This window comes from Pseudomonas sp. S3_A09 (assembly GCF_054668065.1).
In genome coordinates, this window is sequence record NZ_CP162752.1 from 4471970 (window position 1) to 4491085 (window position 19116).

Sequence of the window (19116 nt, forward strand, 5' to 3'; positions counted from 1 at the left end):
GGCAAGCCAGCTCCCACAGTTGACCGAGTTTTCATGTCGAACATCGATCAAATGTGGGAGCGGGCTTGCCCGCGATGAGGCCCTTACAGACGCTAAATCAACGTCTCGATACGCAATGAGTTCGTCGACCCCGGCTGCCCGAACGGCACCCCCGCCGTAATCACCAAGGTATCCCCACGCTCCGCCATCCCCTGCGCCTGGGCAATCTCCAGCGCCGTGGAACACACCTCGTCTACTTGGCGCAGCCTGTCATTGACCACCGAATGCACGCCCCACGCCACGCTCAACCGCCGCGCCGTGGACAGGTTCGGCGTGAGGTTGAGGATCGGCGCCACCGGCCGTTCCCGCGCCGCGCGCAGACTGGAACTGCCCGACTCGCTGTAGTTCACCAGCACTGCCACCGGCAGGATGCTGCTGATGCGGCGGATTGCGCAGCTGATGGCGTCCGATACGGTGGCATCCGCCTTCGGTCGGCTGACGTCGAGCTGAGCCTGGTAATCCGGGCCGTTCTCCACCTGGCGGATGATCTTGCTCATCATCTGCACGGCTTCCAGCGGGTATTCGCCGGATGCGGTTTCCGCCGACAGCATCACCGCGTCCGCGCCTTCGGCCACGGCGTTGGCGACATCGGTGACTTCGGCGCGGGTCGGAGCCGGTGAGAAGCGCATCGACTCCAGCATCTGGGTCGCCACCACCACCGGTTTGCCCAGTTGGCGGCAGGTACTGATGATGTCTTTCTGGATCTGCGGCACACTCTCGGCGGGCACTTCCACGCCCAGGTCGCCTCTGGCCACCATGATCGCGTCGCTCAGTTCGGCGATTTCCTGCAGGCGCTGCACGGCCGAGGGCTTCTCGATCTTGGCCATCAGGAAGGCCTTGTCGCCGATCAGCTCGCGGGCTTCGCGGATATCTTCCGGGCGCTGTACGAACGACAGTGCCACCCAGTCCACGCCCAGCTCCAGGCCGAAGCTCAAATCGCGCCGATCCTTGGTGGTCAATGGGCTGAGCTCCAGCAGGGCTTGTGGGACGTTCACGCCTTTGCGGTCAGACAATTCGCCGCCGTTCAGTACGGTGGTGTCGATGGCGTCGGCATGTTTGGTGATGACCCGCAGGCGCAGCTTGCCATCGTCCAGCAGCAGGTCCATGCCGGGTTCCAGCGCCGCGATGATTTCCGGGTGGGGCAGGTTGACCCGACGCTGGTCGCCCGGTGTTTCGTCCAGGTCCAGGCGCAATGCCTGGCCACGCACCAGTTGCACCTTGCCCTCGGCAAAGCGCCCGACCCGCAGCTTCGGCCCTTGCAGGTCCATGAGGATACCCAGCGGGTAATTCAGCTGACGCTCGACCTGGCGAATCCACTGGTAGCGCTGGGCGTGGTCGGCGTGGTCGCCGTGGCTGAAATTGAGCCGGAAGATGTTCACGCCAGCTTCCACCAGCTCGCGGATGTCGTCGATACCGTCGGTGGCCGGGCCCAGGGTGGCGAGGATTTTGACCTTCTTGTCAGGCGTCATGTTTGGCAGTCTCAAGGATCAGGATGGCGCGGAAGTCGTTGACGTTGGTGCGCGTGGGCTCGGTGATGATCAAACCGTCGAGGGCGGCGAAATAGCCGTAGCCGTTGTTGTTATCCAGCTCGTCGCTGGCCGACAGGCCGAGGGCTTCGGCGCGCGAATAACTGCACGGCGTCATGATGGCGCCGGCGTTGTCTTCCGAGCCGTCGATGCCGTCGGTGTCACCGGCCAGGGCGTACGCGCCGGGCAGGCCCTTTAGGCTGTCGGTGAGGCTCAGCAGGAACTCTGCATTGCGTCCGCCACGACCATTGCCATGTACCGTCACGGTGGTTTCGCCGCCGGAGAGAATCACGCACGGCGCTGCCAGCGGCTGGCCGTGTTGCACGATCTGTCGGGCGATGCCGGCGTGCACTTTAGCCACGTCCCGCGCTTCGCCTTCCAGGTCGCCGAGGATTAATGGACTGAACCCGGCCTGGCGCACTTTTACGGCGACTGCCTCCAGGGATTGCTGGGGGCGGGCGATCAATTGGAAGTGGCTACGGGCGAGCACCGGGTCGCCGGGCTTGACGGTTTCCGAGGCGGGGTTTTGCAACCAGCTGCGCACCGAAGCGGGGGCGTCGATGTTGTAGCGCTTGAGGATCGCCAGGGCTTGTTGCGAGGTGCTGGGGTCTCCGACCGTCGGGCCGGAGGCGATCACCGTGGCCTGGTCGCCCGGCACGTCGGAAATCGCGTAGGTGTATACAGTGGCCGGCCATGCCGCTTTCGCCAATCGACCGCCTTTGATGGCCGACAGGTGCTTGCGCACGCAATTCATCTCGCCAATGGTGGCACCGGATTTGAGCAGGGCTTTGTTGATGGCCTGTTTGTCGGCCAGGGTGATGCCCTCGGCGGGCAGCGCCAGCAGGGCAGAGCCACCGCCGGACAACAGGAAGATAACGCGGTCGTGCTCCGTCAGGTTGCTGATCAGTGCCAGCACGCGCTGGGCCACGGCCAGGCCGGCGGCATCGGGCACCGGGTGAGCGGCTTCGACGACTTCGATTTTCTGGCACGGCGCGCCGTGCCCGTAGCGGGTCACGACCAGGCCGGTGACTTCACCCTGCCAGACGTTTTCCACGACCAGGGCCATGGCGGCAGCCGCTTTGCCAGCGCCGATCACGATCACACGACCGCTGCGGTCGGCGGGCAGGTAGGGTTCAAGGACTTGCCGGGGGTGGGCGGCGTCGATGGCTGTGGCAAACAGCTCGCGAAGCAGGTGTTGCGGATCGACCGACATAAGCGGGCTCCCGGGGATTCTTGTTATTAGAGGTGCATCACGTTTCGGATCGGAATGCGATCAAATGTGGGAGCGGGCTTGCTCGCGAATGCGGTCTGACATCCAACATCCATGCTGACTGATCGACCTCTTTCGCGAGCAAGCCCGCTCCCACACTCGACCGAATTTCAAAGGTGCGGTGAAGCGGGGTTATTTATCGCGAATCGAGAAATTCGCCATATGTTCCAGGCCCTTGATCAGCGCCGAGTGGTCCCAGTTACCGCCGCCAATCGCGGTGCAGGTGCTGAAGACTTGCTGCGTACCGGCGGTGTTCGGCAGGTTGATCCCCAATTCCTTGGCACCGGCCAGGGCCAGGTTGAGGTCTTTCTGGTGCAGGTTGATACGGAAGCCCGGGTCGAAGGTGCCCTTGATCATGCGCTCGCCATGCACCTCAAGGATTTTCGACGAAGCGAACCCGCCCATCAGCGCTTCACGCACCTTGGCCGGGTCGGCGCCGTTCTTGGAGGCGAACAGCAGCGCTTCGGCCACCGCCTGGATATTCAGCGCCACGATGATCTGGTTGGCGACCTTGGCGGTCTGCCCATCACCATTGCCGCCCACCAGGGTGATGTTCTTGCCCATGGCCTGGAATAGCGGCAGGGCGCGTTCGAAGGTCTGCGGTTCGCCGCCGATCATGATGCTCAGGGTGCCGGCCTTGGCACCGACCTCACCGCCGGACACCGGTGCATCCAGGTACTGCGCGCCGGTTTCGTTGATCTTTGCTGCGAACGCCTTGGTGGCGGTGGGGGAGATCGAGCTCATGTCGATCACGACTTTGTTCGGCGACAGGCCCGCCGCGACGCCGTCTTTGCGGAACAGCACGTCGTCGACCTGCGGGGTGTCCGGCACCATCACGATGATGAACTCGGCCTCCTGCGCCACTTGCTGAGGGTTGGCCAAGGCCACGGCGCCCGCGTCGACCAGGGCCTGCGGAGCCTTGCCGTGGTGCTCGGAGAGGAACAGTTGGTGACCTGCTTTCTGCAGGTTGGCGGCCATGGGTTGACCCATGATGCCGGTGCCGATAAATCCGATTTTAGCCATGAGAAAAGCCTCTTGTTATTCGGTATGTAGCGACCTGTCAAACGCCGCAGGTCCAATGTGGGAGCGGGCTTGCTCGCGAAGGTATTTCATTCAACATTGGCGTCGACTGATGCACCGCTTTCGCGAGCAAGCCCGCTCCCACATTTGGGGTTTGTGTTGTGTCTGTTAGATCGCGTTGTGGGTTTTGAGCCAACCCAAACCGGCTTCGGTGGTGGTCAACGGCTTGTATTCACAGCCGACCCAACCCGTGTAGCCGATGCGGTCCAAATGTTCGAACAGGAAGCGGTAGTTGATCTCGCCGGTGCCCGGCTCGTTGCGCCCTGGGTTATCCGCCAGCTGGATGTGGTTGATCTCACCCAGGTGCGCGGACATGGTGCGGGCCAGATCGCCTTCCATGATTTGCATGTGGTAGATGTCGTATTGCAGGAACAGGTTGTCGCTGCCCACCTGTTCGCGAATCGACAGGGCTTGCGCCGTGTTGTTCAGATAGAAGCCTGGGATGTCACGGGTGTTGATCGCTTCCATCACCAGCTTGATGCCCACGGCTTGCAGTTTTTCGGCGGCGTACTTGAGGTTGGCGACGAAGGTCTTTTCCAGGATCTCGTCGTCAATGCCTTGTGGCCGGATGCCTGCCAGGCAGTTGATCTGGGTGTTGCCCAGCACTTGGGCGTAGGCGATCGCCAGCTTGACCCCGGCACGAAACTCCTCGACCCGGTCGGGGTGGCACGCCAGGCCGCGTTCGCCCTTGGCCCAGTCGCCGGCCGGCAGGTTGAACAGCACCTGGGTCAGGCCGTGGGCGTCAAGTTGCGCCTTGATTTCGGCAGAGCTGAATTCATAGGGGAACAGGTACTCGACACCTTCGAAGCCCGCATCGGCGGCCGCTTTGAAACGGGCAAGAAAGTCCTGTTCGGTAAACAGCATGGACAGGTTGGCGGCGAAACGCGGCATAAGGTTCTCCTTAATCGAGCAGGGAAATGGCAGTCGGCGCATCGTTGCCGACCAGTGCCAGATCTTCGAATTCGTTGACGGCGTTGATCTCGGTGCCCATGGAAATATTGGTGACGCGCTCCAGAATAATCTCAACGATCACTGGAACCTTGAATTCTTCGATCATCTCCTCGGCGCGACGCAGGGCCGGCGCGATCTGGCTTGGTTCGAATACGCGCAGGGCCTTGCAACCCAGGCCTTCGGCGACGGCGACGTGGTCTACACCATAGCCGTTGAGTTCCGGGGCGTTGAGATTGTCAAAGGACAGCTGCACGCAGTAGTCCATTTCAAACCCGCGCTGGGCCTGGCGGATCAGACCGAGGTAGGAGTTGTTCACCACCACGTGGATGTATGGCAGCTTGAACTGCGCGCCCACGGCCAGTTCTTCGATCATGAACTGGAAGTCATAGTCGCCCGACAGTGCCACCACCTTGCGGCTCGGGTCAGCCTTGACCACGCCGAGCGCGGCGGGAATGGTCCAACCCAACGGGCCGGCCTGGCCGCAGTTGATCCAATGCCGCGGCTTGTACACGTGCAGGAATTGCGCGCCGGCAATTTGCGATAAGCCGATGGTGCTGACGTAGCAGGTGTCTTTGCCGAACACCTGGTTCATTTCTTCGTAAACGCGCTGTGGCTTGACTGGCACGTTGTCGAAGTGAGTCTTGCGGTGCAGGGTGGCTTTGCGTTGCTGGCAGTCGTTCAGCCAGGCGCTGCGGTCCTTCAACTTGCCGGCGGCTTTCCACTCGCGGGCCACTTCAATGAACATCGTCAGGGCGGAGCCGGCGTCGGAGACGATGCCCAGGTCCGGGGTGAAAACGCGGCCGATCTGCGTCGGCTCGATGTCGACGTGAATGAACGTGCGACCCTCGGTGTACACCTCCACCGAGCCGGTGTGGCGGTTGGCCCAGCGGTTACCGATGCCCAGCACCACGTCCGACTTGAGCATTGTCGCGTTGCCATAACGGTGGGACGTCTGCAGACCGACCATGCCGACCATCTGTGGGTGATCGTCCGGAATGGTGCCCCAGCCCATCAGGGTCGGAATCACCGGGATGCCGGTCAGTTCAGCGAATTCAACCAGCAGCTCGCTGGCGTCGGCGTTGATCACGCCCCCACCGCTCACCAGCAGTGGGCGTTCAGCCTTGTCCAGCAGCGCCAGGGCTTTTTCCACCTGCACGCGGGTTGCCAGTGGCTTGGCCAGGGGGAGTGGCTGGTAGGCGTCGATGTCGAATTCGATCTCGGCCATCTGCACGTCGAACGGCAGGTCGATCAGCACGGGGCCCGGGCGGCCGGAGCGCATTTCGTAGAAGGCTTTCTGGAAGGCGTACGGCACTTGGCCGGGTTCGAGGACGGTGGTCGCCCACTTCGTCACCGGCTTGACGATGCTGGTGATGTCCACGGCCTGGAAGTCTTCCTTGTGCATGCGGGCGCGGGGTGCCTGGCCGGTAATGCACAGGATCGGGATTGAGTCGGCCGAGGCGCTGTACAGGCCGGTGACCATGTCAGTGCCCGCCGGGCCCGAGGTGCCGATGCACACGCCGATATTGCCGGCCTTGGTGCGGGTGTAACCCTCGGCCATGTGGGAGGCGCCTTCAACGTGGCGAGCAAGGACGTGATCGATGCCACCCACCTTCTGCAAGGCCGAATACAGCGGGTTGATCGCGGCGCCCGGGATGCCGAAGGCGGTGTCCACACCTTCGCGGCGCATCACCAGGACAGCGGCTTCGATTGCTCTCATTTTGCTCATGATTTTGGTGCCTCTTGCGTTTTGTAATTGTATACAAGTGGTGTCTGGTCAAAGTGTATTCACGGCGAGCGGCGCAGGTCAATGCATTTTATGCACGGGTCTTTACGTTCGTCGGAACAGCTTTTTTCGACGTATGGAGCCTTTGTGCGAAAATATTGTATACAAAATTAAAAGTCATTGTGTTCTATTTGTTTGATCGAGCATCTGATCATTCAGACCTCCACCGCTTTCCCAATAACAAAAGAAGGACGGCACCATGAGCGCTTTAACCTTGAAACTCGCCACCCAACTGGCCAGCCAGGCCCTCAGCGCCGGGCGCACCATCTCAGCCGCACCGCTGACCATCGCTGTGCTCGACAGCGGCGGCCATCTGGTCACCCTGCAACGCGAAGACGGCGCCAGCCTGCTGCGCCCGCAGATCGCCATCGGCAAGGCCTGGGGCGCGATCGCCCTGGGCAAGGGCTCACGCCTGCTGGCGCTGGACGCGCAGCAGCGCCCGGCGTTTATCGCGGCGTTGAATAGCCTGGGGCAGGGCAGCGTGGTGCCCGCGCCGGGCGGGGTGTTGATTCGGAGTCAGGAGGGCGTGGTGCTGGGGGCGATTGGAATCAGCGGGGATACGTCGGATATTGATGAGCAGTGCGCGATTACGGCGATCGAGGGGGTGGGGTTGATGGCGGATGCGGGGGTGTCGCCCTGATTTGAGGTGACTGATAGGTCCCCTTCGCGAGCAAGCCCGCTCCCACACTCAATTGGGTTCACACATTTATATGGGTGAATACGGTCAAATGTGGGAGCGGGCTTGCTCGCGAAGAGGGCAACTCGGTATCGACTCTACAACCAAATCGCGTCCCACAACGGATAGTCGCCAATCCGCTCCACCAGTCCCGCCCGCAGGGGATTGGCCACCACATACCTGGCCATTTTGACCAGATCATCTTCCTTGCGCAGCGCGCGATCATGAAAGCTGGTTTGCCAAAGCCTACCTTTGCGACCAGTAGCACCGTTCACGCTTCGAGTGCTCTTGGATTTCACTTGGCACATCAGATCCCCCAGCGAGCCTTTTTGTAGCTCGACCAGCCAGTGGAAATGATCTGGCATCACCACCCACGCCAGCGAGTTTGCCAGTCCTTGAGACTGGGCAAGCCTGAATTGCCAGACGACCAAACGGCCTAGATGAAAATCACTGAATATCGGCGCACGTTCGTGAGTGTTGGTGGTAATCAGATAGATACGGCTGGGTTCGCTAAACCGCCCGATGCGCAGGCGGTGTGATTTGGCTGGATCAGGCATTCCTTAGCCTCTCTTCAGATGGAGTTCTGAGAGGCTAGATCAGCTAGTTAATGCCGATCGGCAGGCTTTTGGCAGGATGTGTCTGGGAGGGCGCTTTCGCGAGCAAGCCCGCTCCCACAGGGGGGTGGCAGTGTTCTTGCTATTTATGTCAGTCCGGCTCACACCCCTTGAGCACCAGTCTGATAATCGTTTGCGCCGCCGCCTCATAATCCGCCTCATCCAGCTTGGCCTTCCCGGTTACCGCCGAGATCTGCCAATCAAAATCCGCATAGGTCTGCGTCGCCGCCCAGATGCTGAACATCAAGTGATTGGGGTCAATCGGCGCAATCAGGCCACGATCCACCCAGCTTTGGATGCACGCGATATTGTGCTTGGCCTGGGCGTTGAGCTGCTCGACCTGGTCCGCACTGAGGTGCGGCGCGCCGTGCATGATTTCACTGGCGAACACTTTGGAGGCGAAGGGCAGGTCGCGGGAGATGCGGATCTTGGAACGGATGTAGTTGCTCAGGACCACCGAGGGCTCGCCGTCCGGGTTGAACGGCGTGGAAGCAGCCAGGATCGGCTCGATAATGCTTTCGAGCACCTCGCGGTAGAGGTTGTCCTTGGACTTGAAGTAGTAATAGACGTTGGGCTTGGGCAGCCCGGCCTTGGCGGCGATGTCGCTGGTTTTGGTCGCGGCGAAGCCCTTGTCGGCAAACTCCTCGCTGGCCGCCCGCAGGATTTTTTCTTTGTTGCGCTCGCGAATGGTGCTCATGAACCAGAGGTTTCCTTGCCAGTACAGGCGGTTGCGCATGGTAGCACCGGCCATCCGCGCGCCTCAACAATGTGCCCATAAAGCGTTGCGCCGCGCTATGCTCGGTCCATCCCTCTCTAATGGAAGCCCGATTCATGGCAGGAAGCAGTTTGTTGGTGTTGATCGACGATATCGCCGCAGTACTCGATGACGTTGCCCTGATGACGAAAATGGCGGCGAAAAAGACCGCCGGCGTGCTGGGTGATGACTTGGCGCTCAATGCCCAACAGGTCTCCGGGGTGCGCGCCGAGCGGGAAATTCCCGTGGTGTGGGCGGTGGCCAAGGGTTCCTTCGTCAACAAGTTGATCCTGGTGCCCACCGCCTTGTTGATCAGTGCGTTTGCGCCGTGGGCGGTGACGCCGCTGCTGATGCTTGGCGGGGCCTACCTGTGTTTCGAAGGTTTCGAGAAACTCGCGCACAAGTTCCTACACAGCAAGGTCGAAGACCACGCCGAACATGCGCAATTGGTCAAGGCTGTGGCCGATCCGGCCATCGACCTGGTGGCCTTTGAAAAGGACAAGATCAAAGGCGCCATTCGCACTGATTTCATCCTTTCGGCCGAGATCATCGCCATTACCCTCGGCACCGTGGCCGATGCGCCATTGACGCAGCAGGTGATCGTACTGTCCGGTATCGCCATCGTCATGACCGTGGGCGTCTACGGGCTGGTGGCCGGTATCGTCAAGCTGGATGACCTGGGCCTGTGGCTCACCCAGAAGCCTGGCCAGGCGGCGCGCAGTATCGGTGGCGCTATCCTGCGCGCGGCGCCTTACATGATGAAGAGCCTGTCGGTGATCGGTACGGCGGCGATGTTCCTGGTGGGTGGCGGGATCCTTACCCACGGCTTGCCGGTGGTGCATCACTGGATCGAGACGGTCAGCCAGAGTGCTGGCGGGGTGGCGTGGTTGGTGCCGACGTTGCTCAATGGCGTGGCGGGGATCATCGCCGGCGCGGTGGTGCTGGCGGTGGTCAGCGGGGTGGGCAAGCTCTGGAACACCGCGAAGGCTTGATCGCGCAATAAAAAAAGGCCATTCAATCGAATGGCCTTTTTTGTGGGCGTTTACTCGGCAATCTGCAACTTGCGTGATTCCGTATAGATGTACCGCACCTTCTCATACTCGAACGGCGAGTTCATCTGGCCATACCGAAAGCTGGTCTGGTAACGCTTGTCTACCGCACGCAACGCCCAGATTTCCGGGTGGTTGGAACTGACTTCCGACACGTTGAGGAAGTTGATCTGGGTTTCCGCGCCGTAGTCGACGATCAGGCCGCCGGTATCGCGCAGGTTCGACGGGCCAAAGATCGGTAGCACCAGGTACGCACCGCCTGGCACGCCGTAGAACCCCAGGGTCTGGCCAAAGTCTTCGCTCTGGCGTGGCAGGCCCATGGCGGTAGCCGGGTCCCACAGGCCGGCGATGCCGATGGTGGTGTTGACCAGCAGGCGGCCGGTGGTTTCCAGGGAGCGATGGCCTTTGAGCTGCAGCAGGCTGTTCAACAGGTTGGGCACATCGCCCAGGTTGTTGAAGAAGTTGCTCACGCCGGTGCGCAGGAAGCTGGGCGTCACGTAGGTGTAGCCGTTGACCACCGGCAGGAACACCCATTGGTCGAAGCGGTAGTTGAAGTGGTACACGCGACGGTTCCACGACTCCAGCGGGTCATACACGTTGAGTGCAGTGAGCGACGAACGCTCGAACTCACGCTGATCCAGGCCCGGGTTGAACTTGAGTTTGGTCAGCGGTTCCTTGAACCCATCGGCGTCGACATTGACCGGCTCATGGGCCTTGCTGTTGTCGGCATTGGCCACGCCTGCGCACATCAAGGCGGCAAGCAGCAGAAGATATTTAGCCACGGAAGAACTCCAGCATGGCGTCGGCGTTGACGCGGTAATTGAGGTTGCCGCAATGGCCGCCCAGCGGGTAGACGGTCAAGCGATCGCCGAAGGTTTTACGCAGGAAGCCGAGGTCGCCTGGGCCAAGAATCACGTCGTCGGCGTTGTGCATCACGGCGATCTTCGGGTTGGTGTGCAGGTAGTCCTTGAGGGCGTACAGGCTGACTTGGTCAACCAGTTGCAACAGGCTGCCGCCGTCGGAGCGGGCGCGCCACATCGGAATCACTTGTTCGGTGAGGTAGCAATCGAAGTCGCACTGCAGCGCACGCTTGAGGAACGGCGTCAGGCTGGTGCCTTCGGTGATCGGGTACTTCGGCGGGATGATCAGGCCGCGGCGGTTGATCAGGTCCGAAGTGAAGGCGATGTCGGCCGCCGAGAAGCGGAACGAAGTACCGATCAGCATGGCCATTTGTTCGTTGGTCAGGTGCTGCTTGGATTGCTGGAAGTCGTAGAGCAGGGCATCGTTCAGGTCGATGTAGCCCTTTTGCTGGAAGTAGCGGGTCAGCTTGCTCAGCACCAATTCATAGAAGGTGGTGGTGTTGTTGATGCCTTTCACCTCGGTCTGCACCAGCTTGTCGAGGTTGGTGATCGAGGTGTAGAGGTTGACCGGCGGGTTGAGCAGCAAGACTTTCTTGAAGTTGAAGCTGCGACGGGTCTCGTCGAGCTTGCTGACGAACGCCGCATCCAGCGCGCCGAGGCTGTAGCCGGTGAGGTAGAAGTCGGTCACCGGCAGCGAAGCGTTCTGCGCGCGCACGGCTTGCATCACGCGGTACATGTCTTCGGCGTCTTCCTGGGTGATACCCGGGGTGGCGAAGCGCGAGGCGGCGCTGATGAAGTCGAAGCTGGTGGGCGACGACAGTTGCACCACGTGGTAGCCGGCTTGGTAATACAGCTTTTTAAGGTATTCGTTGATGCTGCTGTCAAACCGCGCACCGGTGCCCGCGATCAGGAAGATCAACGGCGCGGCGCGATCCTGTTTGGCGATGCGGTAGGTGAGTTTCTTCACCGCCCAGAAGTTGTCCGGCAGGCTGAACTCGCGCTCGGGGCGCATGTTCAGGGTGTAGTCGGACTGGTTGATCTCGTCATCGCTCGGCAATTTCGGCCGAAGGTCAGGCGGGGTAGTGGCGATGGTCGCTTCGAACGGATTCGTCAAAGGGAAGCCATAGGTGGCCTGGTCGATATCGACGGCCAGTGCTGACGCACTCAAAAAAAGGCTGCCCAGCAAGGCAGCGCAGCGCAAGGAACGGAGCATGACTTAATCCCTAGGAGGAAACGTACTTAATGAAGTTCGCAGGCTATGACCGCCGTCCACTCGCCGAAGTGCCATCACGCGGCACGAAATGTCGGAAAAAAGGCGGAATCGGGGTAATAGTAGCCAGACGATACACGTTGACACGTATAGGTAAAAATTAATTGTGTGTATGCGCCTTGCCAACGGCCTCTGGCGCATTAAGCTGAGCGCCGTTTTTGCCTATTGGAGTGCCCCAATGTCCCATCGTTTTCCGTTGATACTGCTGCTTATTGCCCTGCCGCTGTGGCTGGCCGCCAGTTATGGCGCACGCTACGGCTTTATGGAAGATGGCCAGTGGGTGGGGATCTGCGCGGATGAGGCCAGCCGCTGGGAATGCCAGCTGCGTTCAAACCTGGGGTTGATGATTCACTTCAAGGTGTTGGGCTGGGCGGCGTTGATCACGTCGCTGCTGGCGTTTTTCGTGCCGGGGCGGGCGGGGTGGGGGTTGGCGGTGCTGGGGATGGTGTTCGGCCTGCCGGCGCTGGCGTTGTACAACACCACGTTTGCGGTGTTTGCGGTGGTGATTGCGGGGTTGCGGTTGGTCAGGAAGCCTCGGGCTGCTTGATAGAACCTCTTCGCAGGCAAGTCGAAGCGGCGGTTCGACGCTTCGACTTGCTCGCGAAAGCGGTCTTAAGCCTCGCGCACCCGCAGGCAACGCCACAAGGCTGCAACCATGAGCAGGCTGACCATGGCCCAGCCCCACGCCTGCTGGTTCAGCAAGCCTTCACGGTACAGTTGTGGCGCAACGCCAGCGCCGATGATAAAGGCCAGCAGCGCAATCTCCCGACGCGGTCCCGTCACCGGTCGCACCAGGTACACCAAGGCTGGCAGCAGCAGCGCCGCGCTTGGGAAGCTGCGATAGCGCGGATCAAACACCAACGTCAGCATCATCACCGCACCCGCGAACCCGGCAATCGCCACCAGCCAGCCTGCGCGCTGCTCCAGCCAGTCGAATGCCCGCTCACGCCAACCTTCCCGTGCGCTCAACGCCAATGCCGCGTGAGCCAGCACCAGCAGGTTCAACACCAGCAGCAACCCCGCCCACACCCATTCATCATTAAAGCGCGCCGTCACGCGGGTCAGCTCGGCCCAGGTGCCGATGGAGCAAGCCGCCACCGCACCCAACAGCGGCAGGGCAATAGCGGCACGCGGGCTGCGTATACGCCCCCCCAGCACCAGAGTGCCCAACAGGATAATCCCGCCGACGCCCAGCCATAGCGGCCAGTACGGCACGTTGGTCACCGCCCCGGCGAGGATGCCCTTGTCCTGGCGATCCGCATCGAACAGGCCCCAGTAACCGCCCACGGCGCCTTCGCTCGCACGTTTCCAGGGTTGGTCAAAGGCTTCAATCAGGTTGTAGTGCCAGCCATTCGCCTCAGCCATGGCTACAAAACCGCGCATGAACTTGGCCTCATTGACCCGGCTCGGTACGGCGGTCTCGCGCTGGCGGCCTTCGCTTGGCCAGCCGGTTTCACCGATCAAGATGTCCTTGGGTGCAAACTTGTTGCCGAAGGTCTGGCGCACATCGCCCACGTGCTTGAGGGCCTGATCGATGCCCGATGGATCATCTTCCCAGTACGGCAACAGGTGGATAGTGAGGAAATCCACCGCCGGGGCGATTTCCGGGTGTTGCAGCCAGAACTCCCACACATCCGCGTAGGTCACCGGCTGCTTGATCTGGCTTTTGACGGTCTTGATCAGCTTCACCAGCTGTGCGGCGGTGACTTCCTTGCGCAGCAGCGCTTCGTTGCCGACGATCACGGCGGTGACCACATCCGGGTGGGCGTTGGCCGAGGCGATCAGTTCGTCGATTTCCTTTGCGGTCGCTACCGGGTCGCTGCTCACCCAGGCCCCGGCCATCACCTTCAGTCCATGCTTGCGCGCCATGTCCGGCAAGGCTTCCAGGCCGGTCATGGAATAGGTGCGAATGCACTCGAAGCGGGTGGCAAGCAGGGCAAGGTCGGCGTCCATGCGTTCGGGGCGCAGGGCGAACGGCTGGTCGAACGGCGATTGATCCTTATCGAACGGGGTATAGGACGCGCACTGCATCTTGTGCGTGGCGCTGGCGACATCGGGCAGCACGACGGGCCGGCCGAGGCCATACCAATAAGCAAAGAGGGCCAGCAGGCCGAGGATCAAGGCGAAGCAATAGGGCAGGGCAGGGAAGCGGGCAGTCGCAGGCATGGTCGGCTTATCTGGAGGAGCAAAGGCGCGCATCTTACCCGGATTTTCCCCTTCTCAGTGGGGATGCATAATTTTGACATGCAAAGTTCAGGCGGGATTTTGACGCAGGGTCCTACAAAACATCCTACTGGCGATGTGATGTCGTTCCTTGCTTGCAGGATGTCGTTGACAGAGCAGGTCGAACACCCGGGCAGGTTGATGATCGAGGTGTCAGTACTCCGCTGACGGCGCACTACCGTGATCGATGCGCGTGAAGGGGGCGCGGTGCACCACATAACAACAGGTTGACGTCGCTCGGCATTCGCCGGGCGCAGCACTTTCGGGGAAGTACTATGAAGATGCGACGACTCTTGGGCGCAGCTGCCACTCTGGTAGTTGCGATGAGCTCCACACTGGCCAGCGCCGACAGCAAGACCCTGAGCATCGGCTATGTGGATGGCTGGTCCGACAGCGTGGCCACCACCCACGTGGCGGCAGAAGTGATCAAGTCCAAGCTCGGTTATGACGTGAAACTGCAAGCCGTCGCCACCGGGATCATGTGGCAGGGCGTGGCCACCGGTAAGCTCGACGCCATGCTCTCCGCCTGGCTGCCCGTCACCCACGGCGAGTACTGGGCCAAGAACAAGGACAAGGTGGTCGACTACGGCCCCAACTTCAAAGACGCGAAGATCGGCCTGATCGTGCCGGAGTACGTCAAGGCCAAGTCCATCGAAGACCTCAAGACCGACACCACCTTCAAGAACAAGATCGTCGGTATCGACGCCGGTTCGGGCGTGATGCTCAAGACCGACGAAGCCATCAAGCAGTACGGCCTCGATTACAAACTGCAAGCCAGTTCGGGCGCGGCAATGATCGCCGAGCTGACCCGTGCCGAAGACAAACAGGAGTCCATTGCGGTCACCGGTTGGGTGCCACACTGGATGTTCGCCAAGTGGAAACTGCGTTTCCTGGACGATCCAAAAGGAATTTATGGCGCTGCTGAAACCGTCAACAGCATCGGCAGCAAAGGCCTGGAGAAGAAAGCGCCGGAAGTCGCGGCCTTCCTGAAGAAATTCCAGTGGGCCTCCAAGGACGAAATCGGCGAAGTGATGCTGGCGATTCAAGAAGGCGCCAAGCCTGATGCGGCGGCCAAGGACTGGGTTGCCAAGCACCCTGAGCGTGTCGCCGAATGGGTCGGTAAGTAAAACCCCAGTTACAACCCTGTGGGAGGGGGCTTGCCCCCGATGGCGATGGTCCAGTCAGAGTGTTTTTGACTGACGCTCCGCCATCGGGGGCAAGCCCCCTCCCACATTAATTTCACGCCTCGCAAATCTTCCTGTGCTCGCGCAAACCCTCGCTACACTCCCTCTAATACTAAGGTCGTCTGGAACCTGTTCCGCAGCCGCATACAGTGGATACGTTCCAATAATAAAAAAGCTGTGCTGCGAGGATAAAAACAATGAACGACAGCATTTACCTCTCGATTCAAAACAGCCCGCGTTTCAAGGAGCTGGTGAGAAAAAGGGAAAGGTTCGCCTGGATTCTCTCGGCGATCATGCTAGGGCTTTACTCCGCTTTCATCCTGTTGATCGCCTACGGGCCACAATTACTGGGGGCCAAGATCAGCCCCGGTTCGTCGATCACCTGGGGCATTCCCCTGGGCGTCGGGCTGATTGTGTCCGCTTTCGTCCTGACCGGCATCTATGTGCGTCGGGCCAATGGCGAGTTTGACGACCTGAACAATGCGATTCTCAAGGAGGCTGCGCAATGATCCGGCGTCTACTGGCAATATTGGGTGCTTCGATCTTTGCTCCAGCCGTTTGGGCGGCGGACGCATTGACCGGTGAAGTGCACAAGCAACCCCTGAACGTTTCGGCCATCGTGATGTTCGTCGTGTTTGTCGGCGCCACCCTGTGCATCACCTATTGGGCCTCCAAGCGCAACAAGTCGGCAGCCGACTACTACGCGGCCGGCGGCAAGATCACCGGTTTCCAGAACGGCCTGGCGATTGCCGGTGACTACATGTCGGCGGCGTCCTTCCTGGGGATTTCCGCGCTGGTCTACACCTCCGGTTATGACGGCCTGATCTATTCGATCGGCTTCCTGGTGGGCTGGCCGATCATTCTGTTCCTGATCGCCGAGCGCCTGCGTAACCTGGGCAAGTACACCTTTGCCGACGTGGCGTCCTATCGCTTGGGCCAGACCCAGATCCGCAGCCTGTCGGCTTGTGGTTCGCTGGTGGTGGTGGCGTTCTACCTGATCGCGCAGATGGTTGGTGCGGGCAAGCTGATTCAACTGCTGTTCGGCCTGGACTACCATGTAGCGGTGATCCTGGTGGGTATCCTGATGGTGCTCTATGTGCTGTTCGGCGGCATGCTGGCGACCACTTGGGTACAAATCATCAAGGCCGTGCTGTTGCTGTCGGGGGCCTCGTTCATGGCGCTGATGGTGATGAAGCATGTCAACTTCGACTTCAATGCCCTGTTCTCCGAGGCGATCAAGGTTCACCCTAAAGGTGAGGCGATCATGAGCCCCGGCGGCTTGGTGAAAGACCCGATTTCAGCGTTCTCCCTCGGGCTTGCGTTGATGTTCGGTACGGCTGGCTTGCCACACATCCTGATGCGCTTCTTCACCGTCAGCGACGCTAAAGAAGCGCGCAAGAGCGTGTTCTACGCCACAGGTTTCATCGGTTACTTCTACATCCTGACCTTCATCATCGGCTTTGGCGCGATCCTGCTGGTCAGCACCAATCCGGCGTTCAAGGATGCAGCAGGCGCCTTGATGGGCGGCAACAACATGGCGGCGGTGCACCTGGCCAACGCGGTGGGTGGCAGTATCTTCCTGGGCTTCATCTCGGCCGTGGCCTTCGCCACCATCCTCGCGGTGGTTGCCGGTCTGACCCTGGCCGGTGCTTCGGCGGTGTCCCATGACCTGTACGCCAGCGTGATCAAGAAAGGCAAGGCCAACGACAAGGACGAGATTCGCGTCTCGAAGATCACCACGATTGCCTTGGGCGTCTTGGCTATCGGCCTGGGTATCCTGTTCGAAAGCCAGAACATTGCGTTCATGGTCGGCCTGGCGTTCTCCATTGCTGCCAGTTGTAACTTCCCGGTGTTGCTGCTTTCCATGTACTGGAAAAACCTCACCACCCGTGGTGCGATGATTGGTGGTTGGCTGGGGCTGGTCAGTGCCGTTGGCCTGATGGTGCTGGGCCCGACCATCTGGGTGTCGATCCTGCACCATGAAAAAGCCATCTTCCCTTATGAGTACCCGGCGCTGTTCTCGATGATCATTGCGTTCGTCGGCATCTGGTTCTTCTCCATCACCGACAAGTCGTCGGCGGCAGAGAAAGAACGTGCGCTGTACTTCCCGCAGTTTGTGCGTTCGCAGACTGGCCTGGGGTCGAGTGGGGCTGTTAGCCACTAACCGCTGTAACCGCTACAAAAAAATGCCCCGGTCGTGAGATCGGGGCATTTTTTTGCTTTTATTGGTAACGGATTCCACAAAACTGTTTCTCAAATCCTGTATCAATAAAAGTGCCTTCACCTTGGCTGGGTCAACCACGATCCATTCTAGTGGCCGGCTTGCCGACGATAGCCCTCCTTGAACCTGGAGCTATGCTTGTGGGCCTCATCGCTGGCAAGCCAACGCCTGCGGAGGTCGGTGCTGGCAGAAACAAATAAGGCCTCCAGAGGAGGCCTTATTCAGTGCAACTAAGCGGTTGAATGCTTACTTGCGATCTTCCAACTGGGTGATGTCACGCGACTCGTAGCCGGTGTACAGCTGGCGTGGGCGGCCAATCTTGTACGGGCTGGAGAGCATTTCTTTCCAGTGGGAGATCCAGCCCACGGTCCGCGCCAGGGCGAAGATCACGGTGAACATGCTGGTTGGAATGCCGATCGCCTTGAGGATGATCCCCGAGTAGAAGTCGACGTTCGGGTACAGCGAGCGTTCGATGAAGTACGGGTCGGTCAGGGCGATCTCTTCCAGGCGCATGGCCAGTTCGAGTTGCGGATCGTTCTTGATGCCCAGTTCCTTCAACACTTCGTCGCAGGTCTGCTTCATCACGGTGGCGCGCGGGTCGCGGTTCTTGTAGACCCGGTGACCGAAGCCCATCAACTTGAACGGATCGTTCTTGTCCTTGGCCTTGGCGATGAACTTGTCGATGTTCGAGACATCGCCGATTTCATCGAGCATGGTCAATACGGCTTCGTTCGCACCGCCGTGTGCAGGGCCCCACAGTGCGGCGATACCGGCGGCGATACAGGCGAACGGGTTGGCACCCGAAGAGCCTGCCAGGCGGACGGTAGAGGTGGAGGCGTTCTGTTCGTGGTCGGCATGGAGGATGAAGATCCGGTCCATGGCCTTGGCCAGCACCGGGCTGATCGGTTTGATCTCGCACGGCGTGTTGAACATCATGTGCAGGAAGTTTTCCGCGTACGTCAGGTCGTTGCGCGGGTACATCATGGGTTGGCCCATGGAGTACTTGTAAACCATTGCGGCCAGGGTCGGCATCTTGGCAACCAGGCGGATCGCGGAGATTTCGCGATGCTGCGGGTTATTGATGTCGAGGGAGTCGTGATAGAAGGCCGACAGGGCGCCGACCACGCCACACATGACGGCCATCGGGTGGGCGTCGCGACGGAAGCCGTTGAAGAAAGTCTTCAACTGCTCGTGAACCATGGTGTGGTTCTTCACGGTGCTGACAAACTGGGCTTTCTGCTCGGCTGTTGGCAATTCGCCATTTAGCAGCAGGTAGCAGGTTTCCAGATAGTCCGATTTCTCGGCCAGTTGCTCGATCGGGTAGCCGCGATGCAGCAAAATGCCATTATCACCATCGATGTAGGTGATCTTCGACTCGCAAGAGGCGGTCGACATGAAGCCTGGGTCGAATGTGAAACGGCCCGTGGCCGTCAGGCCCCGTACGTCGATAACATCGGGACCAACGGTGCCGGTTAAAATGGGCAGCTCGACGGGGGCTGCGCCCTCGATGATCAACTGCGCTTTTTTGTCAGCCATGTGGCCTCCTATTTATGCTTCAAATCATCAGACAGACCCCCCACGCAGGGCCCGCACCACTATATTGATATAAATCCAGA

General features: G+C 60.4%; 17 protein-coding genes. 6 read left to right on the forward strand and 11 right to left on the reverse strand.

What is annotated here, in order from left to right; translation table 11 throughout:
• Positions 1–92: 92 nt before the first annotated feature.
• The 5 genes from pyk to gcl all read right to left on the reverse strand — a co-directional run bounded on the left by pyk (position 93) and on the right by gcl (position 6592).
• Entirely contained in the window at positions 93–1508 is a 1416-nt protein-coding gene (pyk, locus tag AB4N92_RS20880) for a pyruvate kinase (RefSeq protein WP_236267618.1), read from the reverse strand.
• The gene (locus AB4N92_RS20885; protein WP_044286882.1) at positions 1498–2778 is read right to left on the reverse strand and encodes a glycerate kinase type-2 family protein; all 1281 of its coding nucleotides are present in this window, start codon (positions 2776–2778) and stop codon (positions 1498–1500) included. The genes pyk and AB4N92_RS20885 overlap by 11 nt, the downstream gene beginning before the upstream one ends.
• Positions 2779–2967: 189 nt before the next feature.
• Entirely contained in the window at positions 2968–3858 is an 891-nt protein-coding gene (locus AB4N92_RS20890; RefSeq protein ID WP_021492215.1) for a 2-hydroxy-3-oxopropionate reductase, read from the reverse strand.
• 165 nt (positions 3859–4023) lie between these two features.
• A complete protein-coding gene (hyi, locus tag AB4N92_RS20895) occupies positions 4024–4806 on the reverse strand; it encodes a hydroxypyruvate isomerase (protein ID WP_047543532.1) in 783 nt (260 codons plus the stop codon).
• Positions 4807–4816: 10 nt separating this feature from the next.
• Positions 4817–6592 carry a glyoxylate carboligase gene (gene gcl, locus AB4N92_RS20900; protein WP_038453017.1) on the reverse strand — a complete coding sequence of 592 codons (1776 nt, stop codon included), beginning with the start codon at positions 6590–6592 and terminating at the stop codon, positions 4817–4819.
• Between the two features lie 256 nt (positions 6593–6848).
• Between gcl and AB4N92_RS20905 the strand changes: the two genes are divergently transcribed.
• Positions 6849–7289 (forward strand): GlcG/HbpS family heme-binding protein, encoded by a 441-nt coding sequence (locus AB4N92_RS20905; protein WP_460128103.1) that lies wholly within the window; start codon positions 6849–6851, stop codon positions 7287–7289.
• A 134-nt stretch (positions 7290–7423) separates the two neighbouring features.
• Here the strand turns inward: AB4N92_RS20905 and AB4N92_RS20910 are convergent, their stop codons facing one another.
• Together AB4N92_RS20910 and AB4N92_RS20915 are read right to left on the reverse strand one after the other, a co-directional pair.
• Positions 7424–7882 (reverse strand): REP-associated tyrosine transposase, encoded by a 459-nt coding sequence (locus AB4N92_RS20910; RefSeq protein WP_010211757.1) that lies wholly within the window; start codon positions 7880–7882, stop codon positions 7424–7426.
• A 148-nt stretch (positions 7883–8030) separates the two neighbouring features.
• Positions 8031–8636 carry a TetR/AcrR family transcriptional regulator gene (locus AB4N92_RS20915; protein WP_010211756.1) on the reverse strand — a complete coding sequence of 202 codons (606 nt, stop codon included), beginning with the start codon at positions 8634–8636 and terminating at the stop codon, positions 8031–8033.
• Between the two features lie 134 nt (positions 8637–8770).
• Between AB4N92_RS20915 and AB4N92_RS20920 the strand changes: the two genes are divergently transcribed.
• Positions 8771–9685 (forward strand): DUF808 domain-containing protein, encoded by a 915-nt coding sequence (locus tag AB4N92_RS20920; RefSeq protein ID WP_010211754.1) that lies wholly within the window; start codon positions 8771–8773, stop codon positions 9683–9685.
• A 50-nt stretch (positions 9686–9735) separates the two neighbouring features.
• Here the strand turns inward: AB4N92_RS20920 and AB4N92_RS20925 are convergent, their stop codons facing one another.
• Together AB4N92_RS20925 and AB4N92_RS20930 are read right to left on the reverse strand one after the other, a co-directional pair.
• Positions 9736–10524 (reverse strand): MlaA family lipoprotein, encoded by a 789-nt coding sequence (locus tag AB4N92_RS20925; RefSeq protein WP_010211753.1) that lies wholly within the window; start codon positions 10522–10524, stop codon positions 9736–9738.
• Complete coding sequence (locus AB4N92_RS20930) at positions 10517–11815, reverse strand: serine protein kinase PrkA (RefSeq protein ID WP_010211752.1); 1299 nt, start codon at positions 11813–11815, stop codon at positions 10517–10519. Before AB4N92_RS20930 ends, AB4N92_RS20925 begins: the two co-directional genes overlap by 8 nt.
• Positions 11816–12050: 235 nt before the next feature.
• Here AB4N92_RS20930 and AB4N92_RS20935 point away from each other — a divergent pair, with 235 nt between their 5' ends.
• A complete protein-coding gene (locus tag AB4N92_RS20935) occupies positions 12051–12419 on the forward strand; it encodes a hypothetical protein (RefSeq protein WP_069673346.1) in 369 nt (122 codons plus the stop codon).
• A gap of 65 nt (positions 12420–12484) precedes the next feature.
• Here the strand turns inward: AB4N92_RS20935 and AB4N92_RS20940 are convergent, their stop codons facing one another.
• Complete coding sequence (locus tag AB4N92_RS20940; RefSeq protein WP_236267723.1) at positions 12485–14038, reverse strand: glycoside hydrolase family 17 protein; 1554 nt, start codon at positions 14036–14038, stop codon at positions 12485–12487.
• A 332-nt stretch (positions 14039–14370) separates the two neighbouring features.
• On the opposite strand from AB4N92_RS20940, the gene AB4N92_RS20945 reads away from it, so the two are divergent.
• The 3 genes from AB4N92_RS20945 to AB4N92_RS20955 all read left to right on the forward strand — a co-directional run bounded on the left by AB4N92_RS20945 (position 14371) and on the right by AB4N92_RS20955 (position 17443).
• Positions 14371–15222: a glycine betaine ABC transporter substrate-binding protein gene (locus AB4N92_RS20945; protein WP_010211747.1), complete on the forward strand. Its 852-nt coding sequence runs from the start codon at positions 14371–14373 to the stop codon at positions 15220–15222.
• A 254-nt stretch (positions 15223–15476) separates the two neighbouring features.
• Complete coding sequence (locus tag AB4N92_RS20950) at positions 15477–15788, forward strand: DUF485 domain-containing protein (protein ID WP_010211745.1); 312 nt, start codon at positions 15477–15479, stop codon at positions 15786–15788.
• A complete protein-coding gene (locus tag AB4N92_RS20955) occupies positions 15785–17443 on the forward strand; it encodes a cation acetate symporter (RefSeq protein WP_010211744.1) in 1659 nt (552 codons plus the stop codon). The genes AB4N92_RS20950 and AB4N92_RS20955 overlap by 4 nt, the downstream gene beginning before the upstream one ends.
• 303 nt (positions 17444–17746) lie before the next feature.
• Here AB4N92_RS20955 and gltA read toward each other — a convergent pair whose 3' ends face one another.
• Entirely contained in the window at positions 17747–19036 is a 1290-nt protein-coding gene (gene gltA, locus AB4N92_RS20960; RefSeq protein WP_003204440.1) for a citrate synthase, read from the reverse strand.
• Positions 19037–19116 lie beyond the last annotated feature (80 nt).